The organism is Streptomyces sp. NPDC006174 (genome assembly GCF_040614075.1).
Taxonomy (GTDB): Bacteria; Actinomycetota; Actinomycetes; order Streptomycetales; family Streptomycetaceae; genus Streptomyces.
The window spans coordinates 77,744-103,716 of the sequence record NZ_JBEXTJ010000005.1 but is presented as its reverse complement, the minus strand read 5'-3'; the positions used below and the strand labels follow the sequence as shown (position 1 = coordinate 103,716).

The window sequence follows — 25,973 nt, the reverse complement described above, 5'->3', positions numbered from 1 at the left end:
GTCCCCACAGGCCGTTCACAGGTAATTGGCCCGCGCGGATGCGACGTAATTCACTGGCCCAACACGCCGCCGATATGCCCTGTTTAAGCGGGATCAAGTGTGCCATAGCGGGCGGTGTTCGATTGTTTCGCACGCTAATAGAAGGGAACACGCGCTATCTCATCGCGGTTTTACGCGAGGCAATCGACGGGCCTAAGGTGCCTTAGATGTTCCAAGCTCCGAGCGTATTCACCAGGGCCCCGCTCCCCCCGGCGACCCGCAAGTCGGAGCCCAGACGCGAGCAGACACCCACGCCCACCGCCCAGGCCCCCAAGGCCCCGCCGGCGGCGGCGAAGCAGCGTGATCCCTACTTCGACAACGTGAAGTACCTGGCCATCGTGCTGGTCGCGGTGGCGCACGCCTGGGAACCGGTGATGGACGGCAGCCGGGCCACCCGGGCGCTCTACATGATCGTGTACACGTTCCACATGCCGGCCTTCATCCTCATCTCCGGCTACTTCTCGCGTAACTTCGACCTGTCCGCGCCGAAGGTGAAGCGGCTGATCACCGGCGTCGTCGTGCCGTACGTCCTGTTCGAGACGGCCTATTCGCTCTTCAAGCGGTACGTGGACGACTCCCCCGGCACCGCGATCAGCCTGGCCGATCCGCTGTATCTGACGTGGTTCCTGATCGCCCTGTTCATCTGGCGGGTCACCACGCCGATCTGGCGCACGCTGCGCCATCCACTGCCGGTGGCGCTCGCCATCGCGATGCTGGCCTCGGTCTCTCCGGACATCGGGGACGACCTGGATCTCCAGCGGGTCTTCCAGTTCCTGCCGTTCTTCGTCCTCGGCCTGCTGATGAAGCCCGAGCACTTCCAGCTGGTCCGCCGCCGCGAGGTACGGCTCCTCGCCCTGCCGCTCTTCGCGGGCGCCCTGCTCTTCGCGTACTGGATCGCGCCGCACATGCGGCTCGGCTGGCTCTACCGCGCCAACAGCGCCCAGGAGATGGACGCACCGTGGTGGTCGGGCGCGGTGCTGTCACTGGCCCTCTTCGGCTGCGCGCTGGCGCTGACCGCCGGCTTCCTGGCCTGGGTGCCGCGCCGGCACACCTGGTTCACGGCGCTGGGCGCCGGGACGATCTGCGGCTATCTGCTCCACGGCTTCCTGATCAAGGGTGCCGTCTACACGGGCCTGTTCGACCGGTACACCTGGCTCTCGGACCCGGTCGGCCTGGTCGTCGTCTCGACCGTGGCCGCCGTCACGGTGACGCTCATGTGCTCGCCGCCGGTGGGCCGTGCGCTGAAGTTCGCCACCGAACCGGACATGCCGTGGGCGTTCCGGAAGGACCCCGCCAAGCGCTGAACCCGCTCCCCCGCCCAGGCCCTGATCCGCCGGACACGCCCTGACTCTCCGATCCACCCGCACCACCGGCCGCGGGTGGATCAGTGCGTTTCCGGGTTGGCCGAAACCTTTCGGTCGGAGGGCGGTTCTCCACCGGTCAGCCCCAACAGCTCCCGTACCTGCGCGTACTTCGCCGTCAGCCGGGCACGCGTCGGCTCCTCCAGGACCGCGAGGCGGGCCGGATCGGCGTTGTGGGCCAGATCCGCCTCCTTGATGAGCAGCGCGCCCTCGGTGGCGAGGATCCGCGCGGTGTACGCGGTCAGCTCCTCGCCCGGCCACTTGGTGACGGCCAGGACCAGGTCCTTGACCTCCTGCGGCAGTGCGGCCTCGGCCAGCCAGGCCGCGGAGAGCGCGTCGTCCTCGATCGCGTCGTGCAACCAGGCCGCCGCGATCTGGTGGCCGGTGCCGCCGCGCACCCGTACGCCCTCGGCCACCGCCGCCAGGTGTTCGGTGTACGGGCGGCCCGCCTTGTCGGTCTGCGTCGCATGGGCCGCACGGGCGAGGGCCTCGACCTGGGCCAGGTTCAGATGGTTGCCGGACATGGCCCGACTCTACGGCGGCACGGCAACGACCTCCCGGACCTGCGGCGTTGCCGGATTCGGCCGCCTTCACCCAACCCGACAAAAGCTGACAATGCGGCGGTCTCATAGTTGCAGAGTCAATCGTTCGGTAAACTAATTACTGATGGTTTATTGACACCCCCTTGACCCTCTCTTGACCTATCGCGAAGGAACAGGCTCATCGGACACGCAGACACCCTCCTCGCCATGGGCGGCGCCTTCCTGGCCGCTGCCGTCCTCGCCCGCCTCGGCGGCCGCATCGGGCTGCCGACGATCCCCCTGTTCATCCTGGCCGGCATCCTCCTCGGCCCGCACACCCCCGGTTACACGCTTCTCTCCAACCCGCACGACCTGGAGATGCTCTCCGCGCTGGGACTCGTCCTCCTGCTCTTCTACCTGGGGCTCGAGTTCCACATGGACGACCTCAAGACGGGCGGCCGGAAGATGGCGATCGCGGGCGGGACCTATCTGGTCCTGAACGTGGGCGCCGGTCTCGGCTTCGGTTTCGCGCTGGGCTGGGGCACGTCGGAGGCGTTGGTCCTCGCCGGTGTGCTCGGCATATCCTCGTCCGCCATCGTCACCAAGATCCTGGTGGACCTGGGCCGCATCGGTAACCCGGAGACCCGGCCGATCCTCGGCATCATCGTCGTCGAGGACGTCTTCCTCGCCCTCTACCTCGCCGCTCTCCAGCCGATCCTGTCCGGTGCGGACAGCCTCTCGGCGATGCTCGTCGACGCCGGCAAGGCCTTCGGCTTCCTGCTGCTGCTCGCTCTGGCGGCCCGGTTCGGGACGAAGGTCATCGGCAAGCTGATGAACACCAGGGACGACGAGCTCCTCGTCATCTCCTTCCTCGGTGTCGCGGTCTTCGTCGCCGGTGTCTCCGAGATGTTCGGCGTCGCCGACGCGATCGGTGCCTTCATGGTCGGCCTCATGCTCGGCTCGACCACCTCCGGCGAACGCATCCTCAAGCTGGTCCACCCGCTGCGCGACGCGTTCGGCGCGATCTTCTTCTTCGCCTTCGGCCTCTCCATCGACCCCGGCGTCCTCCCGAGCGTCCTCTGGCCGGTGCTGGCGGCCGTCGTCCTGACGCTCGCGATGAACGTGGCCGCGGGTCTCGCCGCCGCCCGGATCTACGACTTCGGCTCGCAAGGCACGGCCAACATCGCCACCACGCTGGTGGCCCGCGGCGAGTTCGCGCTCATCCTCGCGACGATGGCGGCCGCCGCCGGACTCGACAGCCGGCTCTCGCCGTTCATCGCCGGCTACGTACTCCTGCTCGCCGTCCTCGCGCCGCTGGCGGCCGGACGCTCGCACTGGCTGGCCCGGGTCCTGCCCGGCGGACGCGGCGGTGGCAAGGACGGTGGCGGGAAGGACGGCGACAAGGATCAGGAACAGATCCCGGTCTCGGTCTGAACGGAGGCAGAGAGGTGTCCTCGCGCCGCACCCGTGAGTGACGATCCCCACATGATCATTCGCGGGTGATGGACACCTCTCCGTTGACGAGGCCCTCTCAGTGCCGGCGCGAGAGCAGCAGCAGCGCCCGGTCGTCGTTGACGTCCTTGGCGCAGGCCTCGATCAGATGCCAGGCCGCGCCCTCGAAGCCGGTGGAGACATAGCGGTCGGCCTCGCCCGTCAGCCGGTCGATGCCCTCGGCGATGTCCCGGTCGGACGCCTCCACCAGGCCGTCCGTGAAGAGCATCAGCACATCTCCCGGCGCGAGCGAACCCTTCACCGCGTCGAACTCGGCCCCGTCGTAGACGCCGAGCAGCGGCCCCTCCCCCGACTTCTCCTCCCACTGCCCGCTGCCCGCGTGCAGTTGCAGGGCCGGCGGATGACCGGCCGAGAAGATCTCGTAGTCGCCTGACTCCAGGTCCAGCACCAGGTGGATCGAGGTCGCGAACCCCTCGTCCCAGTCCTGCCGCAGCAGATAGCCGTTGGCGGCGGCGAGGAAGCCGTGCGGCGGCAGCGAGCCGAGCAGGCCGCCGAAGGCGCCGGAGAGCAGCAGGGCCCGGGAGCCCGCGTCCATGCCCTTGCCGGAGACGTCGGTGAGGACGACCTCCAGGGTCCGGCCGCCGTGGGTGCGGGCCGCGACGACGAAGTCCCCGGAGAAGGACTGGCCGCCGGCCGGGCGCAGGGCCATCTCGCGGTGCCAGCCCTGCGGCAGGCGGGGCAGGGAGCTCTGGACCCGGATGCGTTCGCGCAGGTCGAAGAGCATGGTGCCGCCGCGCCGCCACGGCACGCCGACCCGGGCCCGGAACTGAGCCAGGATCAGGCCGAAGAACCCGCAGGCGGCGACCACGAGGACGGTGCCCGGAGTGACCCGGGCAGGGCCGTCCAGGTACGGGCCGAGGGTGAGCGCCTCCACGATCAGGGCGCCGGCGGCCGTGGCGTACAGACCGAGCAGGCTGGCCGGGCGCAGCAGCAGGCCGCCCGCGACGATGGGCAGCGCGAGGGCGGCCGGGTCGATCCAGACCGGGCTGGCGATGGTGGCGAAGGTGATGGCCGGGATCGTCAGCAGGAGACCGGCCATGGCGATCCAGTCGGAGCCGTCGCCGCGGAAGTAGTCCACCCCGGATTTGCGCAGCCCGATACGGGCCCGGTGCGCCGATCTGCGCCACCGGGCCCAGAAGTCGTCCACTCCTGCGCGACGGGCCATTGCCGGGACCCTATCCACCCGGACGCCGCCGGTGCAGGGGGACCCCGGTGCCCGTACGCGCGAAATGAGGTCGTCCGCTTCGGCGCGCCCTGGTAGGGATGGCCTATGACTTCAGAACTCCGTGTGCTGCGACCTGCCGAATGGGACCCCTGGTTCGCCTGTCTGGAGCGTGCGTTCGGCGGTGTGGAGAGCGCTCCGGAATCACGTGCGCTCTGGCGGGAGCTGACCGAGCACGAGCGGTCCATCGGGCTCTGGGACGGTGAGGCGTGCGTCGGTACGGCCGGGGCTTACAGCTTCCGGCTCACCGTGCCCGGCGGCGCGGCCGTGGAGACGGCGGGCGTCACGATGGTGAGCGTGGCGGGGACGCACCGGCGGCGCGGGCTGCTGCGGACGATGATGCGGCGCCAGCTGGACGACGTACGGTCCTGGGGCGAGCCGCTGGCCGTGCTGACGGCATCGGAACCGGCCATTTACGGACGGTTCGGGTACGGAGGTGCGACCCGCGCTCTGAGTGTGAACGTCGACACCTCGCGCGTACAGCTCGATCTGCCGCCGGGCACGGAGGACGTGCGGGTGCGGTACACGGATCCGGTGGCGGCCCTGCCCGCCTGCGAGGAGGTGTACGGGCGGCTCGCCGCGGAGCGTCCGGGCACGCCGGTGCGGCAGCCGAAGTGGGAGCAGGCGGCGGTGATCGACACGGCGCAGGACCGGGCCGGTGCCTCGGCGTTGCAGTGCGTGCTCGCCGAGCGGGACGGCGAGGTGACCGGGTACGCCACGTTCCGGGTGCGGCCGGACTGGGACCGGGCGGGGCCGAAGGGGACGGTGGCGCTGCGGGATCTGGGGGCGCTGGATCCGGCGTCGTACGCGGCGCTGTGGCGGTTCCTGTTCGGCATCGACCTGACGTCGTCCGTGGAGGCGGGCCCGCGGCCGGTGGACGAGCCGCTGCTGCAGCTGGTCTCGGACGTACGGCGGTGCGAGGCGCGGGTGCAGGACGCGCTCTATGTACGGCTGGTGGAGGTCGGTGCGGCACTGGAGGCGCGCGCGTACCGGGCGCCGGTGGATGTGGTGCTGGAGGTGGCGGACGCCTTCTGCCCGTGGAACGCGGGGCGCTGGCAGCTGGTGGCGGATGCGAAGGGCGGCGCTTCGTGCCGGCGTGCGCCGGATCGCGCGCCGGATCTGGAGCTGTCGGTACGGGAGCTGGGCGCCGCCTACCTGGGCGGGGTGTCGTTCACCTCGCTCGCGGCGGCCGGGCGGGTGCGGGAGGTGCGGCCGGGAGCGGTGGCGGAGGTCTCGGCGGCGTTCTCGTGGCATGTGGAGCCGTGGCTGCCGCACAACTTCTGAGCCGGGACGGGTACGCGGGTCAGGCCCCGGACGTCAGGTCCGGGTCCTGGCAGCGCGGGCACCAGAAGAGGTTGCGGGCGGCGAGGTCCGCCGTCCGGATCTCGCTCGCGCAGATATGGCAGGGCAGGTTGGCCCGGCGGTAGACGTAGACCTCGCCGCCGTGGTCGTCCTTGCGGGGCGGGCGGCCCATCGCCTCGGGAAGGTGCTCGGGGCGGACGGTGTCGATCCGGTTGTTCGTCACGCCCTCGTGCATCAGCTCCACCAGGTCCGCCCAGATCGCGTCCCACTCGGCGCGGGTGAGGTCCTTGCCGGCGCGGTACGGGTCGATGCCGTGGCGGAAGAGGACCTCGGCCCGGTAGACGTTGCCGACGCCCGCGATGACCTTCTGGTCCATCAGGAGCCCGGCGACGGTGGTCCGGCTGCAGGAGATCCGCTGCCAGGCCCGCTCGCCGTCCTCGTCGCCGCGGAGTGGGTCCGGGCCGAGCCGCTCGTGTATCGCGCGCTTCTCGGGCTCGGTGATCAGCGCGCAGGTGGTGGGGCCGCGCAGATCGGCGTGGTGGGCCGCGTTGACCAGGCGCAGGCGCACGGTGTCGGTCGGCGGCGGTGGCGGCGCCGTGCCGAAGCCGAGCTTGCCGAAGAGGCCGAGGTGGATGTGGACCCAGCCGGTGGAGCCGAAGCCCAGGAAGAGGTGCTTGCCGTGGGCGTCGGTGGCGGTGAGGGTGCGTCCGTCGAGGAGGGCCGCGCTGTCGGAGAACTTGCCCTGTGGGCTGCTCACCCGGACCGGTCCGCCCACGAACCGCTCGGCGTGGTCCTGGGCGAGGCGGTGGATCGTGTGTCCCTCGGGCACGGCGGGCTGCTCCTGTGGTTCCTGCGAAGGGCGGACGACATGGCCGTGCCGCCGGGTGCGGGACCCGGCGGCACAGGTGGCGTGGCGCGGGCTGGGTCAGCCCTGCTGCGGGTGGTGGGCCGGGATCGGCGGGAGCTCGCCGGTGGTCTCGTACGCCGAGAGCATCTCGATGCGGCGCGTGTGGCGCTCCTCGTTCGAGTACGGCGTGGAGAGGAAGATCTCGACGAACTTGGTCGACTCCTCCAGCGTGTGCATCCGGCCGCCGATCGCGACGACGTTGGCGTTGTTGTGCTCACGGCCGAGAGCGGCGGTCTGCTCGCTCCAGGCCAGTGCGGCGCGGACGCCCTTGACCTTGTTGGCGGCGATCTGCTCGCCGTTGCCGGAGCCGCCGATCACGATGCCGAGGCTGTCCGGGTCCGCGGCCGTCTTCTCGGCGGCACGGAGGCAGAACGGCGGATAGTCGTCCTGGGCGTCGTAGATGTGAGGGCCGCAGTCGACGGCCTCGTGCCCGTGGGCACCGAGCCACTCGACGAGGTGGTTCTTGAGTTCGTAACCGGCATGGTCGGATCCGAGGTACACGCGCATGGAGCGAAGTGTGGCACGAACCGCGCGGGGTGGCCGCCAGCGGGGTCGGAGCCTGTCACGTCGCGGGACCGCGGCCGCCTCCTCGGCCCGTGTGGCACACATCACTTGGGTAATGATCAGGCAAATGATCCGGAGGAGAGGGTTCCGTTTTCGCCTTCTTCCGGGCTTGAATGCGTGGCCTTGTCTTCCGCACCACCCCACGTGGAGCAGGGCACACCCTCATGCACGGAAACGTTAGGACTTCCCCCCATGACGTCGCAGACGACGCTGGCGGAGCCGGGCCACGAACCCGGTGAGCCGGATCGGCCCGACTCCTCGGGCGGGCTTCAGGCCGGCCTGAAGAACCGCCACCTCTCGATGATCGCGATCGGCGGTGTGATCGGCGCGGGCCTCTTCGTGGGCTCCAGCGCCGGGATCGCGGCCGCCGGACCGGCGATCCTGGTCTCGTACGCGATGGTCGGCCTGATGGTCGTCCTCGTGATGCGGATGCTCGGCGAGATGGCCGCCGCCCGCCCGAGCTCGGGCTCCTTCTCCGCCTACGCCGACCAGGCGCTGGGCCGATGGGCCGGTTTCTCCATCGGCTGGCTCTACTGGTTCTTCTGGGTCGTGGTGCTCGCCGTCGAGGCCACGGCCGGCGCCAAGATCCTGGAGAGCTGGATCCCGGGCGTCCCGCAGTGGGCCTGGGCGCTGATCGTGATGGTCGTGCTGACCGCCACCAACCTGGTCTCGGTGGGCAGTTACGGCGAGTTCGAGTTCTGGTTCGCCGGGATCAAGGTCGTCGCGATCGCCGCGTTCGTGGTCGTCGGCCTGCTCGCCGTCTTCGGCTTCCTGCCCGGCTCGGACAACCCGGGCTCGGGGCTCGCGCATCTCACGGACTCCGGCGGCTTCTTCCCCGAAGGACCCGGCGCGATCCTCACCGGTGTGCTGATGGTGGTCTTCTCGTTCATGGGCAGTGAGATCGTGACGCTGGCGGCCGGTGAGTCCTCGGACCCGCAGCGGGCCGTGTCGAAGGCCACCAACAGCGTGATCTGGCGTATCGCCGTGTTCTACCTCGGCTCGATCTTCGTCGTGCTGACGCTGCTGCCGTGGAACGACCCGTCGATCCTGGAGAAGGGCAGCTATGTCGCCGCCCTCGACTCGATCGGGATCCCGCAGGCCGGCAACGTCATGGACTTCATCGTGCTGACGGCCGTGCTGTCGTGTCTCAACTCCGGCCTGTACACGGCCTCCCGGATGGCGTTCTCGCTCGGTGAGCGCGGCGACGCGCCGAAGTCCTTCGCCAAGGTCAACAAGCGCGGCGTGCCGCAGGCGGCGATCCTGTCCTCGGTCGTCTTCGGCTTCGTGGCGGTGTTCTTCAACTACCAGTGGCCCGACACGGTGTTCCAGTTCCTGCTGAACTCCTCCGGCGCGGTCGCGCTCTTCGTGTGGCTGGTCATCTGCTTCACGCAGCTGCGGATGCGCGGGATCATCCTGCGCGAGACGCCGGGCAAGCTGGTCGTACGGATGTGGCTCTTCCCGTATCTCACCTGGGCGACGATCGCGGCGATCTCCTTCGTCCTGGTCTACATGCTGACCGACGACACCGCCCGTGAGCAGGTCGTGCTGTCGCTGCTGGTCGCGGCGCTCGTGGTGGGCATCTCGCTGGTCCGCGAGGCGCGCAGCCGTAAGGCGGTCACTCCGGCCGAGTGACCCGTAGGTGAGACATACGTGACGGAAGGTGTCACGTATACCGGGGAGGCTTTTCTTCGTACCGCCGAACAGCGCGAGCGAAGGAGAGCCTCCCTCATGGTTTCCGCATCCGCAGGGCACGCAGGACCCGCAGAGCCCCTTCCCACCTTCCAGACCGGCTTCCCGATCCGGCCCGACCGGCTGGTGGAGGCCGTCACGCCGGAGGACGTACGGAAGGCCGTGGCGTACGCCGGCGCGCGCGGGCTGCACGTCGCCGCGCACGCCTCCGGCCACGGCCTTCCCGGCCCGGTCGACGGCGGAGTCCTCATCGCCACCCGAGCCCTGGACTCCGTCACCGTCGACCCGGTCCGCCGCACCGCCCGGATCGGCGCGGGCGCGAGCTGGGCCCAGGTGATCGAGGCGGCGGCCCCGCACGGGCTGGCCCCGCTCAACGGCTCCTCTCCGTCCGTGGGCGCCGTCTCCTACACGCTCGGTGGTGGGCTCGGGATCCTGGCCCGGGAGTTCGGGTACGCCGCCGACCAGGTGCGCTCGCTGGACGTGGTGACCGCCGACGGCACCGCGCGCCGGGTCACGCCGGAGCGCGAGCCGGAGCTTTTCTGGGCGCTGCGCGGAGGCGGGCACCGGCTCGGCGTGGTGACCGGTCTGGAGATCGGGCTGGTGGCGGTGGAGCGGCTCTACGGTGGCTCGATCGCCTTCGACGGGGCGTCGGCGGCCGAGGTGGTGCGCGGCTATCTGGAGTGGACGCGGACCGTGCCGGACGCGTTGACGTCCTCGCTGGCCGCGCTCCTCCACCCGGACATGCCGCAGCTGCCGCAGGAGCTGCGCGGCCGGTACGTGCTCTCCGTGCGGGTGGCGTTCACGGGGAGCGTGGCGGAGGGCGAGCGGCTGGTGGCGCCGCTGCGGGCGATCGGGACGGCCGCGTCGCACGGCTCGCACGGGACGGCCGCGCCAATCCTCTCGGATTCGCTGCGGGAGATGCCGTACACCGAGAGCCACACCATCCACAGCGACCCGCCGTTCCCGCACGCGTACTACGGGGACAGTGCGGTGCTCGGCGAGCTGGACGCGGAGCGGACCGTACAGGCGTTTGAACTGGCCGGGCCCCGGGCGCCGATGATGACCGTGGTGCAGCTGAACCACCTGGGCGGAGCGCCGGCCGCCGGGCCTGAGGTGGCGAGCGCCGTGCCGTACCGCGATGCCCGGTACCTGCTGCGGCTGCTGTCGCCGCTGGACGGTACGGATGTGGCCGCGGTCCGCGCGCTGTACGGGGAGGTGGAACGGGTGCTGGAGCCGGCCGTCATGGGGCGGTCGCTGAACTTCTCCTTCGGCGGCGGGGACCGTACCGCCGGTTTCCATGACGCGGAAACGGCGAAGAGGCTCGCCGGTCTGGTCTCCCAGTACGATCCGGCGGGCCTCTTCGGTGGTCCTTACGGGGCTTGAGTCTTCCGACAGCGGGCTGTCAGCCTCGGCTGCCGAGCAGCTTCCAGGCGGCGGGCAGCACGCCCATCGCCAGGGCCGCCTTCAGCGCGTCGCCGATCAGGAACGGTGTGAGTCCGGCCGCGACGGCGGCGCTCAGGGACATGCCGGTGGCGAGCGCCAGGTACGGCACGCCGACGGCGTAGATGATCGCGGAGCCGATCACCATCGTGCCCGCCGTACGGAGCACCGAGCGGTCGCCGCCGCGCCGCGCGAGGGCGCCGACGACGGTGGCGGCGAGCAGCATGCCGAGGATGTAGCCGAGGGACGGCATCGCGTAGCCCGAGGTGCCCTCCGCGAACCACGGCATGCCGGCCATGCCGACGACCGCGTACACCGCGAGGGAGAGGAAGCCGCGGCGGGCGCCGAGCGCGGTGCCTATGAGGAGCGCCGCGAAGGTCTGGCCGGTGACGGGGACCGGGGAGCCAGGGACCGGGACGGCGATCTGGGCCGCGATGCCGGTGAGAGCGGCGCCGCCCAGCACGAGGGCCGTGTCGACGGCGTAGCGGTGCCGGGCTGCGGGCAGCAGGTCGGCGAGGACCGCTCCGGAACGGACGGGGGCGGCAGCAGTGCTCATCGGGACTCCGCGGGTGAGGGCAGGCAGGTGGTGGGGTGGGACTGCTGCCGACGTTAGCCCAGCAGTGAACGACCGATCACCATCAGCCGCCCACAAAGCGGTGGTTGACGGGTTGGTGGGATTCACACAAAGGTTCCTCCGCAATCACCACCGGGCGTGATGCTCGTCACGGAGGTGAGGCGGCAGGTGACCCGTTTTGCCGGGAGGGGCCTTGGAGGCTCAGACTGTAGGTTCCCCATAAATGATCCGAGAGTGACCCGCACACCATGCACGACGCTCCCCCCACCCCCACCGGGGCTCCCACCACCCCCGCAGAGCCTCTCGAACACGGGCTGAAACAGCGTCACCTCACGATGCTCGGGCTCGGCGGCGTGATCGGCGCCGGGCTCTTCGTCGGCTCCGGCGCGGGCATCGCGGTGGCGGGGCCCGCCATCGTCGTCTCGTATCTGATCGCGGGCGCGCTCGCGATGCTGGTGATGCGGATGCTCGGCGAGATGTCCGCCGCGATGCCGGCCTCCGGCTCGTTCTCCGTGCACGCGGAGCGGGCGCTCGGGCGGTGGGCCGGGTTCAGCGTCGGCTGGCTGTACTGGTTCCTGCTGGTGGTGGTCCTCGCCGTGGAGGCGACGGCCGCCGCGCAGATCGCTCATGGATGGGTGCCGGCGGTCGAACCGTGGGCGTGGGTGCTGCTGTTCATGGTGGTGTTCACCGCGGCCAACCTGGCGGCGGTGAAGAACTTCGGCGAGTTCGAGTTCTGGTTCGCCTCCTTGAAGGTCGGCGCGATCGTGGTCTTCCTGGTGCTCGGCGCGCTGGCCGTCTTCGGCCTGCTGCCGGACACCGACCCGGTCGGGATGACCAACCTGACCGGCCGAGGCGGCTTCCTGCCGAACGGGTGGAGCGGGGTCGCCTCCGGCGTGCTGACGGTGGTCTTCGCCTTCGGCGGCCTGGAGGTCGTCACCATCGCCGCCGCCGAGACGGACGACCCGGCCCGCGCGGTCGGGCGCGCGGTGCGCAGTGCGGTGGTGCGCATCCTCTTCTTCTACGTCGGCTCGATGCTGGTCATCGTGACCGTGCTGCCGTGGACCGCTCAGCAGGCCGGGCTGAGCCCGTACGTGAAGGTGCTGGACTCGATCGGCGTGCCGTCGGCCGGGCAGATCATGAACATCGTGGTGTTCGTGGCGCTGCTCTCGGCGCTCAACGCCAATCTGTACGGATCCTCGCGGATGGTGTTCTCGCTGGCGGAGCGCGGCGAGGCGCCGCGCGGGCTGCTGAAGGTGTCCCGTAAGCCCGGAACGGAGGGTGGTGTGCCCCGGCGGGCCGTGCTGGCCTCGGTGGCCTTCGGTTTCGTCTCCGTCCTGCTCAATCTGCTCTGGCCGGACACCGTGTTCCTCTACATGCTCAACTCGGTCGGCGCGGTGCTGCTGTTCGTCTGGGCGCTGATCGCCGCCTCCCAACTGCGGCTGCGCGCCCGGCTGGAGCGGGAGGCACCGGGAGCGCTGGCGCTGCGGATGTGGTGGTTCCCGTATCTGACCTGGCTGACGCTGGCGGGGCTGTTCGGCGTGCTGGTGCTGATGCTGACGGACGCCGACGCGCGGCCGCAGGTGCTGTGGTCGGCGGGCGCGACGGCGCTGGTGCTGCTGGTGGCGGTGGGGCGTCAGTGGCGGGAGCGTAGGAGTTCGGCGCTTACCGACCGGTAGGCGCGTGTGCACCTTGTGTGAGCCTCGTGCCCGTATAGCGGACACCCGTTCCGTGTGAGCGGTGAGGATGCTCAGACTGTGGGTTCGTCCCTCGTCTCAGCTAGCGAACAGAGCTCGTCCATGTCTCGGACCTCCGCGTCTTCCCCCACCGCTGACTCCGCGGCCGCAGCCGGAGCCTCGGCGGACTCCGCGCTCACCCACGGTCTCAAACAGCGCCACCTCTCGATGATCGCCCTCGGCGGCGTCATCGGCGCCGGGCTCTTCGTGGGCTCCGGGGCCGGGATCGCCGCCGCCGGGCCGTCCATCGTCGTCGCGTACGCGCTCTCCGGGCTGCTCGTCATGATGGTGATGCGCATGCTCGGCGAGATGTCCGCCGCCAACCCGGCCTCCGGCTCCTTCTCCGTGCACGCCGAGCGGGCCATCGGCCCGTGGGCCGGGTTCACGGCGGGCTGGTCGTTCTGGTTCCTGCTCTGCGTGGCCGTCGGCCTGGAAGGGATCGGCGCGGCCCAGATCGTCAGCGGCTGGCTGCCCGGAACGCCGGAGTGGGCCTGGGTGGCCCTGTTCATGGTGGTCTTCCTGGGGACAAACCTGGCGGCGGTGAAGAACTTCGGCGAGTTCGAGTTCTGGTTCGCCGCGCTCAAGGTCATCGCGATCACGCTGTTCCTGGTGCTCGGCCTGCTGGCGATCCTCGGCCTCCTCCCGGACACGGACGCGCCCGGCCTGACCAACCTCACCGGCGACGGCGGCTTCCTGCCGAAGGGCATGGACGGCTTCATCATCGGACTCCTCGCCTCCGTCTTCGCGTACGGCGGTCTGGAGACGGTCACCATCGCCGCCGCCGAGTCGGAGAACCCGGTGCAGGGCGTCGCGAAGGCGGTCCGTACGGCGATGTGGCGCATCGCGGTCTTCTACATCGGCTCCATGGCCGTCATCGTCACCCTGGTCCCCTGGGACAACCCGAAGGTCGCCGAGGTCGGGCCCTTCTACGCGATGCTCGACCACCTCGGCATCGGCGGTGCCGCGCAGATCATGAACGTGGTCATCCTCATCGCCCTGCTCTCCGCGATGAACGCCAACATCTACGGCGCCTCGCGGATGGCCCGTTCCCTGGTCGCCCGGGGCCAGGGACCGGCCGTACTCGGCAGGATCTCGTCCGGAGTGCCGCGTAACGCGGTGCTGTTCTCCTCGGTGTTCGGCTTCCTGTGCGTGCTGCTCAGCTACTGGCGGCCGGACGACGTCTTCCCGTGGCTGCTGAACATGATCGGCGCGGTGATCCTGGTCGTCTGGATCTTCATCGCCGTCTCCCAGCTGATCCTGCGCCGCCGCACCGAGCGCGAGTCGCCCGAGAAGCTGGTCGTACGGATGTGGCTCTTCCCGGTCCTGACGATCGTGGCGCTCGCGGGCATGGCGGGCATCTTCCTGCTGATGCTGCGCCAGCCGGAGACCCGCGACCAGCTGCTGGCCACGGGCGCGCTGACGGTGGTGCTGATCGGGATCGGGGTCGTACGTCAGCGGCGGCGTCCGGCCACCGACGCGGCGGAGATTCCCGCGCAGCGGAGGTAGGCGATCCGGGCAGCCCGGGGCACGGCCGCGCTGTTTCCACGGCGGTGCGGTGACCCGGCCGGAGGTCCGGGTCACCGGCGCACTGGTGGCCGGTGACCCGGACGGCATTCAGCCCGTGGTGCTCAGCGCGTGGTGCGCCTGTTCGCCGTCTTCTTGGCGGTCTTCTTGGCCGTCGTCTTCTTGGCCGGAGTGGGCAGCGCGGTCTTCTTCGCCGGGGTGGGCTTGGCGGCCGTGCGCTTCGGGGACGCGGCGGCGGCCGCGGCCTCCTCGGTGTCGGCGCCCGCGTTCGACAGCGTGCCGGAGCTGCTCTCCAGGTGGGCGCGGACGAACCACTGGAACTGCTCCAGGCCGCGCAGGTGCTCGATGAGCAGGTCCTCGGTGACGGGGTCGATCTCGCCGGCCTTCTCGACCGCCTCGCGGTGGTCCTCGATGATCCCCGTGTAGACCAGGTCCAGCGCGCCGAGGTGGGCGATGGCGTCGGCGCGGCCGACGCTGTAGTCGTCCCAGGTGCGCTCCTTGACCAGTACGCCCGGCGTGCCCTGCGGCTCGCCGCCGAGGGCCGAGATGCGCTCGGCGGCCGCGTCGGCCATCTCCCGTACGGCGGCGGTCTGCGGGTCGAGCATCTCGTGCACGGCGACGAAGTGCGGACCGACCACGTTCCAGTGGATGTGCTTGAGCGTCAGCGCGAGGTCGTTGAGCGCGTGCAGGCGCAGCGTCAGGAGGTCGATGACCTGGCGGCCCTCGTCGACGTCGAGGCCGGGAACGGTGTAACGCGGGGTGCTTGCGGGGGACATGGGGCTCCTTGTGCAGGGGGGATGGGTGACAGGGGTGGTCGCAAGATGCGGCTAGCCGGCGTCGGCGGTGCCGCCTTCGGTCGGAGTGGCGCCGGGGCGCTCGCCGCCGGGGCGGACCGGGCCCGCCGCCGCGCGGATGCTCGCCAGGGCGGCGTCGGCCACCGCGCGCGGGGTGATGCCGAACTCCTCGTACAGGCGCTCGTAGGCGGCCGAGGCGCCGAAGTGCTCCAGGCTGACCATGCGGCCCGCGTCGCCGACGATGTCCCGCCAGCCCTGGGCGACGGCGGCCTCGACGCTGACCCGGGCCCGAACGGCGGGCGGCAGGACCTCGTCCTGGTACGCGTCCGGCTGCTCGGCGAACCACTCGCGGCAGGGCAGCGAGACGACCCGCGCGTCGTGGCCCTCGGCGGCGAGCAACTCGCGGGCCTCCAAGGCGATGTGGACCTCGGAGCCGGTGCCGATGAGGAGGACGTCGGGCGTGTCGCCACGGCTGTCGGCGAGGACGTAGCCGCCGCGGGCGGCTCCGGACGCGGCGGCGTACGCACCTTCGCCCTTGCCTCGCTCCAGGACGGGCAGCGGCTGCCGGGTGAGGGCGAGGCCGGCGGGCCGGTCGTGGTGCTCCAGGACGGTGCGCCAGCAGACGGCGGTCTCGTTGGCGTCGGCGGGCCGGACGACGTCGAGGCCGGGGATCGCGCGGAGTGCGGCCAGCTGTTCGACCGGCTGGTGGGTGGGGCCGTCCTCGCCGAGGCCGATGGAGTCGTGGGTCCAGACGTAGGTGACCGGGAGCTTCATCAGGGCGGCGAGGCGGACGGCCGGGCGCATGTAGTCGCTGAAGATCAGGAACGTACCGCCGTAGGGCCGGGTGAGGCTCTGGAGCGCGACGCCGTTGAGGATGGCGCCCATGGCGTGCTCGCGGATGCCGAAGTGGAGCGTGCGGCCGTACGGATCGCCCGGGAACTCGCCCGTCTGCTTGCCTTCCGGCACGAAGGACGGCTCGCCCTCCATGGTGGTGTTGTTGCTGCCCGCGAGGTCGGCCGAGCCGCCCCACAGCTCGGGCAGCACCGGCGCCAGCGCGGTGAGCACGTCGCCGGAGGCCTTGCGGGTGGCGATGCCCTTCGGGTCGGCGTCGAAGACCGGGAGGCTGTCGGTCCAGCCGTCGGGGAACTTCTGCTCCAGCAGCCGGTCCAGGAGCGCGGCGCGCTCGGGGTGGGCGGTGCGCCACTCCTGGTAGCGCGGCTCCCAGGCGCGGTGGGCTTCGGCGCCCCGGTCCCGTACCGCACGAGCGTGCTTCAGTACGTCGTCCTCGACGGTGAAGTCGGCGTCCGGGTCGAAGCCGAGCAGCTTCTTGGTGGCGGCGACCTCGTCGTCGCCGAGCGCGGAGCCGTGGGCCTTGCCGGTGTTCTGCTTGGTGGGCGCGGGCCAGCCGATGATCGTGCGGAGCAGGATCAGGGACGGGCGGCCGGTGTCGTTCTTCGCGGCCTCGACGGCGGCAAGAAGCGCGTCGACGTCCTCCACGTAGTCGCCGGTGCGGGTGAAGTCGACCGTCTGGACATGCCAGCCGTACGCGGCGTAGCGGGCGGTCACGTCCTCGCTGAAGGCGATGTCGGTGTCGTCCTCGATGGAGATGTGGTTGGAGTCGTAGAAGACGACGAGGTTTCCGAGCTCCTGGTGTCCGGCCAGCGAACTGGCCTCGGACGTGACGCCCTCCATCAGGTCGCCGTCGGAGGCGACGACGTACACATGGTGGTCGAACGGGCTGGTGCCGGCGGGCGCGTCGGGGTCGAGGAGGCCGCGCTCGCGACGGGCCGCCATGGCCATGCCGACGGCGGAGGCGAGCCCCTGGCCGAGCGGTCCGGTGGTGATCTCGACGCCCCGCGTGTGGCGGTACTCCGGGTGGCCCGGCGTGCTGGAGCCCCAGGTGCGCAGCGCCTCCAGGTCCGCCAGCTCCATGCCGTAACCGCTCAGGTAGAGCTGGATGTAGAGCGTGAGGCTGGAGTGGCCGCAGGAGAGGACGAAGCGGTCGCGCCCGAGCCACTGGTCGTCGGCCGGGTCGTGGCGCATGACCTGCTGGAAGAGCAGGTACGCGAGCGGGGCCAGGCTCATCGCGGTGCCCGGGTGGCCATGGCCCGCCTTCTGCACGGCGTCGGCGGCCAGCAGCCGGACGGTGTCGACGGCCCGGACGTCGAGCGGACCCCAGCCCGCGTCATCCGCGACCGGCAGGGCGAGCTTCGGGTCACGGGGGCGGGCGGGGCCCTCCGGCGCTTCGGGGGCGTTGGGGGGTGCCATCAAGTCCTCCTGGTCGGTGGGGCGGGCGGGCGGCGAGCGGCGCACCTGCGGTCCCCGACCCCGGGCCACCCGGCTGCTTGGCCGGGTCCCCCGGGAAACGGCGTCCAAACATGGGCACTCGCGTGCGAAAGGTGGGGGCAAGCAAGAAGACAGAACGTCTTTATAACAAGAAAAGTGAAGATAATAGGACACCCGACCAGGGCGAGAGGCCCACCATGTCGAAGAAACCGCCCCGGCACGGCGAGGGGCCGAGCAGGTTCAAGGGCGAGGGACAGCACGGCTGGGCCCCCGATGTCGACGAGACGTCCCAGCAGTCCAATCCCAGCACGCACCGCTCCTTCCACCCGGACACGTACGCCCCGGAGCCGGACAGGCCCCGCAAGAAGCCGACCGAGGAGGAGAGAAGCGCGCCCCCTTGGAAGGCACCACGACGGAGAGCTCGACGAGCCGCGGCGAGGACCGCGGCGGCGACTCGGACATGCACGAGACCGGCCGCCGGGGAAAGTCCCGGCGGCCGAGCGGCGAGAAGGACGCGTCGGCGCATACGGGTGTCGACCCGGAGGAACGGAAGGACGGCGACCTCACGCACCGAGCCGTCAGACGTGTGAGCGGGCCCGTCCGGTCAAGCCGGACGGGCCCGCTCACGCATGCTCCGGCCTTCTGCGCCGCAGGTCCTAGGCCGAAGGGCTGATCACTTCGCGAACCTTCCTGCTGTTAGCCTGCTCTTGCATATAGGTTGCAATAACAACTGGACGGCATTCCCAGCAGTCGGAGGGCTCGCATCATGGCCACGTACACGCTCCCGGAACTCCCGTACGACTACGCGGCGCTCGAACCGGTCATCAATCCGCAGATCGTCGAGCTGCACCACGACAAGCACCACGCCGCCTACGTCAAGGGTGCGAACGACACCCTGGAGCAGCTGGAAGAGGCCCGCGACAAGGAGGCCTGGGGTGCGATCAACGGCCTCCAGAAGAACCTCGCGTTCCACCTCTCCGGCCACATCCTGCACTCGATCTACTGGCACAACATGACCGGCGACGGCGGCGGCGAGCCCCTCGCGGCGGACGGCGTGGGCGACCTCGCCGACGCGATCACGGAGTCCTTCGGCACCTTCGCGGGCTTCAAGTCCCAGCTGACGAAGGCCTCGGCCACCACGCAGGGCTCGGGCTGGGGCGTGCTCGCGTACGAGCCGCTCAGCGGCAAGCTCATCGTCGAGCAGGTCTACGACCACCAGGGCAACGTCGGCCAGGGCTCGGTCCCGATCCTGGTCTTCGACGCCTGGGAGCACGCCTTCTACCTTCAGTACAAGAACCAGAAGGTGGACTTCATCGAGGCGATGTGGCGGGTCGTCAACTGGCAGGACGTGGCGAAGCGTTACGCGGCCGCCAAGGAGCGCACGGACGTACTGCTGCTCGCCCCCTGACTCCGCTCCGGCGGTTGACGCGTCCTGCCTCGTGATCGTCTTCTCAACCTTCACTTCGGCAGGCGGATGAACGGAGAGCCCTCGCGAGGACGTGACTCGCGGGGGCTTTCCCATGCCCTGAGCCGGGTTGTTAGCTATTTAGCTCACATGCTAAACATGGCTCATGGAACCACCCTCCGCTTCTCCTTCTCCTGCCTCGGATGACGAGGCGAGTGCCTTCCGCGCGCTGGCCGACCCCACCCGGCGCCAGATCCTGGAGGATCTGCGCGGAGGCGAACTGGCCGCCGGAGAGATCGCGAGCCGGTTCTCGATCAGCGCGCCGTCCATCTCGCGCCACCTGGGCGTACTCAAGGGCGCCGGACTGGTCACCGAGCGCAGGGACGCCAACCGCATCCTCTACTCGCTCGCCGAGGAGCGGCTCGCCCTGTGCGTGGGCCGCTTCCTGAGCACGGTCTGCCCCGAGCAGATCGTCCTCCGCAACGCCAAGTGGCGCCCCGCGCCGGAAGGCGATGCCTCATGATCCGGCCCAAGCTCTCCAGCACCATCCAACGCCTCCTCCTGGTGAACTACCGGGTGGACCCGTACGTCGCGGCGGCCCTGCTGCCCGCGCCGCCGCGGCCGCACCTGGTGCGGGGCCAGGCGGTGGCGGGGATCTGCCTGCTCGGGATCGGCGGCGTCCGCCCCGGCTGGGCCCCGGCCGCGACCGGCTTGACCAGCTAACGCCGGCGGCACGCACCTGGACGTCCTCGTACTGTCCACGCCCGCCTGGAAGGTGACGGCGGGCCGGCCCCGTACCGTACGCTCCTCGTTCTTCGAGGACCCGGACCGCTTCCCGCCGGGCAGCGCGGTGCTGGACAGCGCGCTGGTGATGCGGGGCGTGGCGGCGGAGTGGTCGCAGGGGGCGGCGTTGCGGGTGGGGTACGGGGTGAGGGTGGCGTAGGGCGGCTACAGGGCTACGGCCCCGGGGGCGCAGCGGGCCGGGAGAAGGACGGCCGGTGGGGCGAGTTCGCTCGGGCGTACGCCGGTGACGTGCAGGCACGCGTCGGGGCTGCCGTCCTCCGGTCGGTAGTGGAGTGCGACCTGTTCGAGCGGGGTGACGCGGCCGGCCAGGTGCAGCTCCACCGTCTGCGGACCTTCAGCCGGAAATCGGCCCGCGAGAGTCCCGAGGACCACGGCATCATCGCCGTCGGCCTCGGACTCCTGGACGTCGAACCGCCAGTGCTCGGCCGCGTCGGCCAGCAGCCACTTCCCCTCCCTCCCCGATGCGGCGAGAAGGTCGGCGGCACCTCTGAGCCGGTCCGCGAGGGCGCAGCAGATCGCGACGGCTTCGGCATAGGGGGTCGCCACGCGGGTGTGCCGGTCGTGGGTGGCGAACGCCAGTGCGTCGTCGAGCAGCCCCAAGGCGGTGGTCCCGGCTTCGGAGTGCCCGTGCCGGGCGATGGCGAGGAGGATGGGAGCGGCGGTGACGACGGCGGGGAAGACCCCTCCGCTGTGGTCGTGCACGAGCCCGCCACCCGCCAGGACCGAACCGGCTCGGGCGGCCTGGACGAGGCCCGTCGCCGTGGCGAGGGCGCGCAGGCCGGAGGCGGCGAGGTCGGGTCGGTACCAGTCGGCGGGTCCGGGTATGCGGGCCCAGTTCACTGCCTCGATCGCGTCCAGCACCGTCGTATCGTCCCACGGCGACGGCGAGGCGCCGGCGCCAGCGACGGCGAGGCGCCGGCCCGGCCACGACGGTCGGCGGCCACGGCTCCGTCCCTGGACCTCGCCCGCCTGCGCCGAAAATACCCGCAGCTCACCGGCCCGGACTGCCACGATGGCTTTCGTCCCCGCCCATGCTCTCCCTCCGGAAGGCAACCGTGAGTTCCCATCCCGAACCCGTCCCGGCCGACCCCGCCGTCCTGCACCCGATGCCCGGTCAGCCGCGAGTGGTGCAGCTGCAGCCGCTGGTCACCTCGGAGCTGATCGAGGTGGGGGCGTACTCGTACTACGACGACCCGGTGCACGCCACGGAGTTCGAGACCCGGAACGTGCTGTACCACTACGGGCCGGAGCGCCTGGTGATCGGCAGGTTCTGCGCGCTGGGCACGGGAGTACGGTTCATCATGAACGGCGCCAACCACCGTATGGACGGCCCGTCCACGTTCCCGTTCCCGATGCTCGGCGGCTCGTGGTCGGACCACTTCGACCTGCTCACGGGCCTGCCCAACCGGGGCGACACGATGATCGGCAACGACGTGTGGATCGGCTACGAGGCGGTCATCATGCCGGGCGTCCGCATCGGGCACGGAGCAATCATCAGCTCCCGGTCCGTGGTCGTCTCGGACGTCCCGGACTACGGCATCGTCGGCGGCAACCCGGCCCAACTGATCCGCACCCGCTACGAGGAGGCGGACATCGCGCGCCTGCTGGCGGTGGCGTGGTGGGACTGGCCGGCGGACCACCTGACCCGCCACATCCGTACGGTGATGTCGGGCACGGTGGCCGAGCTGGAGGCGGCGGCACCGAGCAGCTGAGAGGCGGAGCGCCCTGCGGCCTCCGCCTCCGCGAAGGAGGCCGGGGCCGTTCAGCCGCTGTTCTTCTTCAGCGACTCCACGTAGTTGTGTGCGGCTTTGCTTCCCTGCCTGCCCGGCGAGATCGTCAGGATCGCCTCGTCCGTCTCGGAGTCACCGCTGAGGTACGCCTCGGTGAGGACGTACGGCAGTCCGTCGACCCGGAACCGGATGCTGCCGTCAGGGTAGGCGCGGACGCACACCGTCCGCCCGCCGGGAAGCACGATCGGGTCGGCGTCGAAGTGAGCCTGAGGCGGCTGACCATCCATGCGGGACCTCCGGGTCGTGCAGGCTTGCCGGGCTCGCGAGATTACCGCCGGACCGTCGACACCACCACGCCGCCAGCCGCCGAAGGTAACCGCGTCACGGCCGGCCCGAGCGGAACACCGACCCCACGAACTCCGTAAGCAGCCGTTCCTTCAGCCGGCCCGGCAGCTCGTCCAGCAGGAACAGGACCGGAGCCATCCGCTCCGGGAGGCCGGCGCCCTCTCCCAGGCCCGCGAAGGCCAGGATTCCCGCGATCTCGTCCGGGGTGAGCGTGTCGGGGTCCAGGTCCGCCGCCAGGTCGGTCAGGGCCGGGTCGGCGGTGGCCGGAGGCAAGGCGCGGGCCGAGGTCAGGGCTTCCGGCAGGTCGGTGAGCAGGGTGTCCACGCGGTCGACCGTGGCGGGGGTCAGGGTGAGGTGGAGGTTGGGCGGGAGGCCGTCGAAGGAGAGTTGGGGCTGGAGGTACCAGCCGCGTACGCGCATCTCGTCGGCCAGGTGGAGGAGGAGGCTCAGGTCCGGCGTGCCGGAGGGTCGGTCCGGTGTGGCTGTGGTGAGGACCGTGAACGCGACCAGGCCCGCCTCCGGTTCGCCGAGGATGTGGACGTCCGGGATGGCGCGGAGGCCCTCGGTGAGGTGGTCGGAGGCTTCCGCCACCCGTGCGGCCAACGCCGTGTAGCCGTCCTCGCCTATGTGCTGGAGCACCGCCCACGCCTGGGCCAGCAGGCCCGCCGACTTGGTGCCCTGGACCGTCGGGTTGACGACCGGATAGCCGGGCCAGCCCGCGTGGGCGAAGTACTGGTGGCGGCGGAGTTCGGCGTCCCGGTAGAGGACCACCGAGGCGCCCTTGTCCGCGTAGCCGTACTTGTGCAGGTCAACCGAGAGCGACGTGACGCCGGGCAGGGAGAGGTCGAACGGCTCGACCTCACGGCCCGTCTTACGCAGGTACGGCAGCAGCCAGCCGCCTATGCAGGCGTCCACATGGCACAGCACCTCGTGCTCGGCCGCCGCCTCCGCGATCCTCGCCACCGGGTCGATGACCCCGTGCGCGTACGACGGGGCCGAGGCGACCACCAGCGCGGTGCGCGGCGTGATCGCGGCGGCCATCGCGGTCGGGTTCGCCTTGTACGTCACCGGGTCCACCGGGACCACGACCGGTTCCAGGCCCAGATAGGCGGCGGCCTTGTGGAACGCGGCGTGCGCGGTGGAGGGCAGCACCAGCTGCGGGTCGGTCACACCACGGGTCGAACGGGCGTGGTCCCTCGCCGTCTTGACCGCGAGCAGGATCGATTCGGTGCCGCCGCTGGTGAAGGTGCCCCGCGTCTGCGGCGATCCGCCGAGGAGCGCCGCCGCAGCGCCGACCAGCTCGTTCTCCAGCCGCGCCACGCTCGGGAAGACCGTGGGGTCGAGGCCGTTGACGGTGGCGTACGCGGCGTAGGCCTCGGCGGCCAGCTCGTCCAGGCCCTCGCGCCCGGCGTCGTAGACGTACGCGAAGGTCCGGCCGCCCCGGGTCGGTGCGTCGGCGGTGCGCAGGGCCTTCAGTTCGGTGAGGATCTCGGCGGCCGGGCGGCCGGTGGGGAGGGCGGGGGCGTTGTCCTGGTCATGGGACACGGGCGGGTTCCTCCAGGGCGTCGGCGGGGTCCTCGCGGTAGTGGTGGAGCAGCCACAGGCTCGCGGCGGCGAGGAGTGCGGGCAGCAGGCTCATACCCGCCGTGATGCCGGTCAGCGCGGCGGCGGGCTGCGCGACCTCGTGGTCGGCGTCCGATGAGCGGAATCCGGTCACCGTCAGGACCAGCGCGAAGACGCCCGCGCCCAACGCGAACGCCAGCGTCTCGACCGCCGTCCACAGGCCGGTGAACGTGGCCGCGCGGCGCTTGCCGGTACGGGCCGTGTCGGCGGCCAAGGTGTCCGCGAGCAGGGTGAGCGGCAGGAGTTGGAGGCCCGCGTAGGCGATGCCGATGACCGCGACCGCCGCGTATCCGAGCGCGCTGCCCACCTGGCCGGTGAGCGCGAGGGCGGCGGCCCCGGCGACGTACAGCAGCGTTGCGCAGCCCTGCGCGTACTTCGCGCCGCGCACCTTGGCGAGCCTGGTCCACACCGGCATGACCAGGACCAGCGGGCCGATCAGGCAGGCGAAGAGCGGGGTCACGGCGGTCGGTGAGCCGAGGGTGTACGTGGCGAAGTACTGGACGCCCGCCAGCATCACGCCGACCGCCAGCGCCTGGAGGAACCACATGCCGGCCAGGAAGAGGAACGGTCGGTTCGTGCGGGCCACGGCGAGTTGGGCGCGGAGGGAGGGTTCGGCGGTGGAGCGGGCCACGCCGGGCGCCCAGCGGGTGGTGAACCAGGCGCCGAACATGCCGACCGCGAGCACGACGGCGACCGCGATGCCCATCAGCCGGTAGCTCGCCGAAGTGCCGCCGTCCGCATGGGCGATGGCCGGCGCGAGCGCGCCCGAGAGGAGGATCGCGGCGCCCAGGAAGCCGACCCGCCAGCTCAGCACCCGGCGGCGTTCGGCCGGGTCCTCGGTGATCTCGGCCGGCATCGTCACGTACGGCACCTGGAAGATCGCGTACGCGGTCGCGGCGAGCAGGAAGAGCGCGGCGACGTACGCGGCGGCCGCCGTGCCGCGCAGCGGTGGCGCGGCGAAGATCAGCGCGAAGAGCGGCGGCAGGGTGCAGGCGCCGATGAGGAGGAACGGGCGGCGCGGACCTCCGCGCAGCCGGCTGCGGTCGGAGAGCGCGCCGACGAGCGGGTTGATCAGGACGTCCCAGGCCTTCGGCAGGAAGACCGCGGCGCCGGCGATCGCCGGGGAGACGGCGAGCACGTTGGTCAGGTAGTAGAGCAGGATCAGGCCGGGCACGGTGGCGAAGGTGCCGGTGCAGAGCGAACCGAGGCCGTAGCCGATCCGCACCCGGCGCGGGAGGAGCGGGCCCGGGCTCCGCTCCGTCACCCTGTCGCGGCGGTTCTCGGTCGGCATGGGGCAGAGCATGAACGAGAGTTCGACCGCGCGGCAAGAGCTGGGCCCGGAGACCTCTCAGGTCACTGCGTGCCCTCGTCCGCCAGGCAGAACTCGTTGCCCTGCGGGTCCTGGAGGACGTTCCAGGTGAGCCCGTGCATGGAGTGCTCGCCGATCACCGTCGCCCCGAGCCCCACCAGGCGCTGCACGTCCGCCGGACGGTCGGGCGAGGCGAAGTCGATGTGCAGCCGGTTCTTGACGGACTTGGGTTCGGGCACCCGCTGGAAGCCGAGGACCAGCGGCGTGGCGGGGACGATGACGAACTCGCCGTAGTCCTGCGTGCCTTCCACTCCCAGCGCCGTGGCCCACCAGGCGGCGAGCGTCTGCGGGTCGGGACAGTCGATCGTGATCATCTCCGGTGAGATTCGCATGGTCCTCACCGTACGGTCCGCCACTGACAACGGGCCGGGAGCGCGCGCGCTCCCGGCCCGGAGCCACCGGAAAGGCCGGTCAGTCGAAGACCGGGCCCTGCGTGCGGGTCCGCTTGAGCTCGTAGAAGCCCGGGATGGAGGCGACGAGCAGCGTGCCGTCCCAGAGCTTCGCCGCGTCCTCGCCCTTGGGTGCGGGAGTGACGACGGGGCCGAAGAAGGCGACCTGCTCGCCGTCGGCGCCGGGCACGGCGACGACCGGCGTGCCGACCTCCTGGCCGACCTTGTCGATGCCCTCCTGGTGGGAGGCGCGCAGCTCGGTGTCGTACGTGTCCTTGTCGGCGTACTCCACCAGGTCCTCGGGCAGGCCGGCGTCCTTGAGGGCGCCGACGATCGCCTCGTGGGTGGGGCCCTCGTCGTTGTTGTGGAAGCGGGTGCCGAGCGCCGTGTAGAGCGGGCCGACGACCTCGTCGCCGTGGAGCTGCCGCGCGGCGGTGACGACCCGGACCGGGCCCCATGCCTGGGTCGCCAGCATCTCGCGGTACTCATCGGGGACGTCGTCCAGCTTGTCCTCGTTGAGGACGGCGAGGCTCATCACATGCCAGCGGACCTCGATGTCGCGGACCTTCTCGACCTCCAGGATCCAGCGCGAGGTCATCCACGCCCACGGGCAGAGCGGGTCGAACCAGAAGTCGGCCGGGGTCTTGCCGTTCGCGGGGGTGCTCTGGGACATCTCTCTCCTCAAGGAATGGCCTGGTGCTGCTGTGGTCCAGAACACTCCTCCAGGGCCCTCCATTCCCGGACCGGCCGCTACCGGCTGACCGGATATCGGCCGCCACGGACGCGTGCAAGGATCAATAGGTTCGAACACGACACATGACGCGCGTCACGAAGGAGTGC

Annotated in this window: 23 protein-coding genes and 1 pseudogene; 11 read left to right on the top strand and 13 right to left on the bottom strand. The window is 70.9% G+C overall.

All coding sequences use genetic code 11. The features are described from left to right. Positions 1 to 206 precede the first annotated feature (206 nt). Complete coding sequence (locus ABZ267_RS12730) at positions 207 to 1,343, top strand: acyltransferase family protein (RefSeq protein WP_356750227.1); 1,137 nt, start codon at positions 207 to 209, stop codon at positions 1,341 to 1,343. 80 nt (positions 1,344 to 1,423) lie between these two features. On the opposite strand, the gene ABZ267_RS12725 is transcribed toward ABZ267_RS12730, so the two are convergent. Then, positions 1,424 to 1,924 (bottom strand): HD domain-containing protein, encoded by a 501-nt coding sequence (locus ABZ267_RS12725; protein ID WP_356750225.1) that lies wholly within the window; start codon positions 1,922 to 1,924, stop codon positions 1,424 to 1,426. 225 nt (positions 1,925 to 2,149) lie between these two features. Here ABZ267_RS12725 and ABZ267_RS12720 point away from each other — a divergent pair, with 225 nt between their 5' ends. Next, complete coding sequence (locus ABZ267_RS12720; protein WP_356750223.1) at positions 2,150 to 3,355, top strand: cation:proton antiporter; 1,206 nt, start codon at positions 2,150 to 2,152, stop codon at positions 3,353 to 3,355. 97 nt (positions 3,356 to 3,452) lie between these two features. Here ABZ267_RS12720 and ABZ267_RS12715 read toward each other — a convergent pair whose 3' ends face one another. Next, entirely contained in the window at positions 3,453 to 4,598 is a 1,146-nt protein-coding gene (locus ABZ267_RS12715; RefSeq protein ID WP_356750221.1) for a PP2C family protein-serine/threonine phosphatase, read from the bottom strand. Positions 4,599 to 4,703: 105 nt separating this feature from the next. Between ABZ267_RS12715 and ABZ267_RS12710 the strand changes: the two genes are divergently transcribed. Next, positions 4,704 to 5,939 carry a GNAT family N-acetyltransferase gene (locus ABZ267_RS12710; protein WP_356750219.1) on the top strand — a complete coding sequence of 412 codons (1,236 nt, stop codon included), beginning with the start codon at positions 4,704 to 4,706 and terminating at the stop codon, positions 5,937 to 5,939. Between the two features lie 19 nt (positions 5,940 to 5,958). On the opposite strand, the gene ABZ267_RS12705 is transcribed toward ABZ267_RS12710, so the two are convergent. After that, on the bottom strand, positions 5,959 to 6,786 hold the full coding sequence (locus ABZ267_RS12705) for a DNA-formamidopyrimidine glycosylase family protein (RefSeq protein ID WP_356750217.1): 828 nt from the start codon (positions 6,784 to 6,786) through the stop codon (positions 5,959 to 5,961). Between the two features lie 96 nt (positions 6,787 to 6,882). Then, positions 6,883 to 7,371 carry a ribose-5-phosphate isomerase gene (locus ABZ267_RS12700; protein ID WP_356750215.1) on the bottom strand — a complete coding sequence of 163 codons (489 nt, stop codon included), beginning with the start codon at positions 7,369 to 7,371 and terminating at the stop codon, positions 6,883 to 6,885. A gap of 249 nt (positions 7,372 to 7,620) precedes the next feature. Here ABZ267_RS12700 and ABZ267_RS12695 point away from each other — a divergent pair, with 249 nt between their 5' ends. Both ABZ267_RS12695 and ABZ267_RS12690 read left to right on the top strand, forming a co-directional pair. Next, positions 7,621 to 9,060, top strand: a complete 1,440-nt coding sequence (locus tag ABZ267_RS12695) for an amino acid permease (RefSeq protein ID WP_356750213.1) — start codon at positions 7,621 to 7,623, stop codon at positions 9,058 to 9,060. A 96-nt stretch (positions 9,061 to 9,156) separates the two neighbouring features. Beyond that, the gene (locus ABZ267_RS12690) at positions 9,157 to 10,500 is read left to right on the top strand and encodes an FAD-binding oxidoreductase (protein ID WP_356750211.1); all 1,344 of its coding nucleotides are present in this window, start codon (positions 9,157 to 9,159) and stop codon (positions 10,498 to 10,500) included. 19 nt (positions 10,501 to 10,519) lie between these two features. On the opposite strand, the gene ABZ267_RS12685 is transcribed toward ABZ267_RS12690, so the two are convergent. Further along, a complete protein-coding gene (locus ABZ267_RS12685; protein WP_356750209.1) occupies positions 10,520 to 11,113 on the bottom strand; it encodes a biotin transporter BioY in 594 nt (197 codons plus the stop codon). A 266-nt stretch (positions 11,114 to 11,379) separates the two neighbouring features. Here ABZ267_RS12685 and ABZ267_RS12680 point away from each other — a divergent pair, with 266 nt between their 5' ends. Both ABZ267_RS12680 and ABZ267_RS12675 read left to right on the top strand, forming a co-directional pair. Further along, complete coding sequence (locus ABZ267_RS12680; protein ID WP_356750207.1) at positions 11,380 to 12,807, top strand: amino acid permease; 1,428 nt, start codon at positions 11,380 to 11,382, stop codon at positions 12,805 to 12,807. A 120-nt stretch (positions 12,808 to 12,927) separates the two neighbouring features. Beyond that, a complete protein-coding gene (locus tag ABZ267_RS12675) occupies positions 12,928 to 14,370 on the top strand; it encodes an amino acid permease (RefSeq protein ID WP_356750205.1) in 1,443 nt (480 codons plus the stop codon). A gap of 122 nt (positions 14,371 to 14,492) precedes the next feature. On the opposite strand, the gene ABZ267_RS12670 is transcribed toward ABZ267_RS12675, so the two are convergent. Further along, positions 14,493 to 15,164, bottom strand: a complete 672-nt coding sequence (locus tag ABZ267_RS12670) for a DNA starvation/stationary phase protection protein (protein WP_356750203.1) — start codon at positions 15,162 to 15,164, stop codon at positions 14,493 to 14,495. Between the two features lie 51 nt (positions 15,165 to 15,215). Continuing rightward, on the bottom strand, positions 15,216 to 17,450 hold the full coding sequence (gene tkt, locus ABZ267_RS12665; RefSeq protein WP_356750201.1) for a transketolase: 2,235 nt from the start codon (positions 17,448 to 17,450) through the stop codon (positions 15,216 to 15,218). Between the two features lie 784 nt (positions 17,451 to 18,234). On the opposite strand from tkt, the gene ABZ267_RS12660 reads away from it, so the two are divergent. The 3 genes and pseudogenes from ABZ267_RS12660 (at position 18,235) to ABZ267_RS12650 (ending at position 19,816) form a co-directional block, all read left to right on the top strand. After that, complete coding sequence (locus ABZ267_RS12660) at positions 18,235 to 18,876, top strand: superoxide dismutase (RefSeq protein WP_356750199.1); 642 nt, start codon at positions 18,235 to 18,237, stop codon at positions 18,874 to 18,876. 163 nt (positions 18,877 to 19,039) lie between these two features. Then, positions 19,040 to 19,396, top strand: a complete 357-nt coding sequence (locus ABZ267_RS12655) for a metalloregulator ArsR/SmtB family transcription factor (RefSeq protein WP_356750197.1) — start codon at positions 19,040 to 19,042, stop codon at positions 19,394 to 19,396. After that, positions 19,393 to 19,816, top strand: a pseudogene (locus ABZ267_RS12650) (hypothetical protein). The gene ABZ267_RS12655 and the pseudogene ABZ267_RS12650 overlap by 4 nt, the downstream one beginning before the upstream one ends. A gap of 5 nt (positions 19,817 to 19,821) precedes the next feature. Here ABZ267_RS12650 and ABZ267_RS12645 read toward each other — a convergent pair. After that, positions 19,822 to 20,688, bottom strand: a complete 867-nt coding sequence (locus ABZ267_RS12645) for a hypothetical protein (protein WP_356750195.1) — start codon at positions 20,686 to 20,688, stop codon at positions 19,822 to 19,824. 44 nt (positions 20,689 to 20,732) lie between these two features. Between ABZ267_RS12645 and ABZ267_RS12640 the strand changes: the two genes are divergently transcribed. After that, complete coding sequence (locus tag ABZ267_RS12640) at positions 20,733 to 21,389, top strand: CatB-related O-acetyltransferase (protein ID WP_356750193.1); 657 nt, start codon at positions 20,733 to 20,735, stop codon at positions 21,387 to 21,389. A gap of 50 nt (positions 21,390 to 21,439) precedes the next feature. Here the strand turns inward: ABZ267_RS12640 and ABZ267_RS12635 are convergent, their stop codons facing one another. The 5 genes from ABZ267_RS12635 to ABZ267_RS12615 all read right to left on the bottom strand — a co-directional run bounded on the left by ABZ267_RS12635 (position 21,440) and on the right by ABZ267_RS12615 (position 25,806). Next, complete coding sequence (locus tag ABZ267_RS12635; RefSeq protein WP_356750191.1) at positions 21,440 to 21,694, bottom strand: hypothetical protein; 255 nt, start codon at positions 21,692 to 21,694, stop codon at positions 21,440 to 21,442. A 94-nt stretch (positions 21,695 to 21,788) separates the two neighbouring features. After that, positions 21,789 to 23,297: an aminotransferase class V-fold PLP-dependent enzyme gene (locus ABZ267_RS12630; protein WP_356750189.1), complete on the bottom strand. Its 1,509-nt coding sequence runs from the start codon at positions 23,295 to 23,297 to the stop codon at positions 21,789 to 21,791. Further along, positions 23,287 to 24,666 (bottom strand): MFS transporter, encoded by a 1,380-nt coding sequence (locus ABZ267_RS12625; protein ID WP_356750187.1) that lies wholly within the window; start codon positions 24,664 to 24,666, stop codon positions 23,287 to 23,289. The genes ABZ267_RS12630 and ABZ267_RS12625 overlap by 11 nt, the downstream gene beginning before the upstream one ends. A gap of 62 nt (positions 24,667 to 24,728) precedes the next feature. Beyond that, on the bottom strand, positions 24,729 to 25,076 hold the full coding sequence (locus ABZ267_RS12620) for a VOC family protein (RefSeq protein WP_356750185.1): 348 nt from the start codon (positions 25,074 to 25,076) through the stop codon (positions 24,729 to 24,731). Positions 25,077 to 25,155: 79 nt separating this feature from the next. Continuing rightward, complete coding sequence (locus tag ABZ267_RS12615; RefSeq protein WP_356750183.1) at positions 25,156 to 25,806, bottom strand: DsbA family protein; 651 nt, start codon at positions 25,804 to 25,806, stop codon at positions 25,156 to 25,158. Positions 25,807 to 25,973: the final 167 nt, after the last annotated feature.

Excerpts from the sequence above, each read along its gene's own strand:
- ABZ267_RS12655 (WP_356750197.1), top strand. The coding sequence starts at position 19,040 with ATGGAACCACCCTCCGCTTCTCCTTCTCCTGCCTCGGATGACGAGGCG.
- ABZ267_RS12625 (WP_356750187.1), bottom strand. The coding sequence starts at position 24,666 with ATGCCGACCGAGAACCGCCGCGACAGGGTGACGGAGCGGAGCCCGGGC.
- ABZ267_RS12690 (WP_356750211.1), top strand. The coding sequence starts at position 9,157 with ATGGTTTCCGCATCCGCAGGGCACGCAGGACCCGCAGAGCCCCTTCCC.
- ABZ267_RS12680 (WP_356750207.1), top strand. The coding sequence starts at position 11,380 with ATGCACGACGCTCCCCCCACCCCCACCGGGGCTCCCACCACCCCCGCA.
- ABZ267_RS12615 (WP_356750183.1), bottom strand. The coding sequence starts at position 25,806 with ATGTCCCAGAGCACCCCCGCGAACGGCAAGACCCCGGCCGACTTCTGG.
- ABZ267_RS12710 (WP_356750219.1), top strand. The coding sequence starts at position 4,704 with ATGACTTCAGAACTCCGTGTGCTGCGACCTGCCGAATGGGACCCCTGG.
- ABZ267_RS12635 (WP_356750191.1), bottom strand. The coding sequence starts at position 21,694 with ATGGATGGTCAGCCGCCTCAGGCTCACTTCGACGCCGACCCGATCGTG.
- ABZ267_RS12695 (WP_356750213.1), top strand. The coding sequence starts at position 7,621 with ATGACGTCGCAGACGACGCTGGCGGAGCCGGGCCACGAACCCGGTGAG.
- tkt (WP_356750201.1), bottom strand. The coding sequence starts at position 17,450 with ATGGCACCCCCCAACGCCCCCGAAGCGCCGGAGGGCCCCGCCCGCCCC.
- ABZ267_RS12720 (WP_356750223.1), top strand. The coding sequence starts at position 2,150 with ATGGGCGGCGCCTTCCTGGCCGCTGCCGTCCTCGCCCGCCTCGGCGGC.
- ABZ267_RS12675 (WP_356750205.1), top strand. The coding sequence starts at position 12,928 with ATGTCTCGGACCTCCGCGTCTTCCCCCACCGCTGACTCCGCGGCCGCA.
- ABZ267_RS12685 (WP_356750209.1), bottom strand. The coding sequence starts at position 11,113 with ATGAGCACTGCTGCCGCCCCCGTCCGTTCCGGAGCGGTCCTCGCCGAC.
- ABZ267_RS12670 (WP_356750203.1), bottom strand. The coding sequence starts at position 15,164 with ATGTCCCCCGCAAGCACCCCGCGTTACACCGTTCCCGGCCTCGACGTC.
- ABZ267_RS12725 (WP_356750225.1), bottom strand. The coding sequence starts at position 1,924 with ATGTCCGGCAACCATCTGAACCTGGCCCAGGTCGAGGCCCTCGCCCGT.
- ABZ267_RS12730 (WP_356750227.1), top strand. The coding sequence starts at position 207 with ATGTTCCAAGCTCCGAGCGTATTCACCAGGGCCCCGCTCCCCCCGGCG.
- ABZ267_RS12700 (WP_356750215.1), bottom strand. The coding sequence starts at position 7,371 with ATGCGCGTGTACCTCGGATCCGACCATGCCGGTTACGAACTCAAGAAC.
- ABZ267_RS12660 (WP_356750199.1), top strand. The coding sequence starts at position 18,235 with ATGGCCACGTACACGCTCCCGGAACTCCCGTACGACTACGCGGCGCTC.
- ABZ267_RS12715 (WP_356750221.1), bottom strand. The coding sequence starts at position 4,598 with ATGGCCCGTCGCGCAGGAGTGGACGACTTCTGGGCCCGGTGGCGCAGA.
- ABZ267_RS12620 (WP_356750185.1), bottom strand. The coding sequence starts at position 25,076 with ATGCGAATCTCACCGGAGATGATCACGATCGACTGTCCCGACCCGCAG.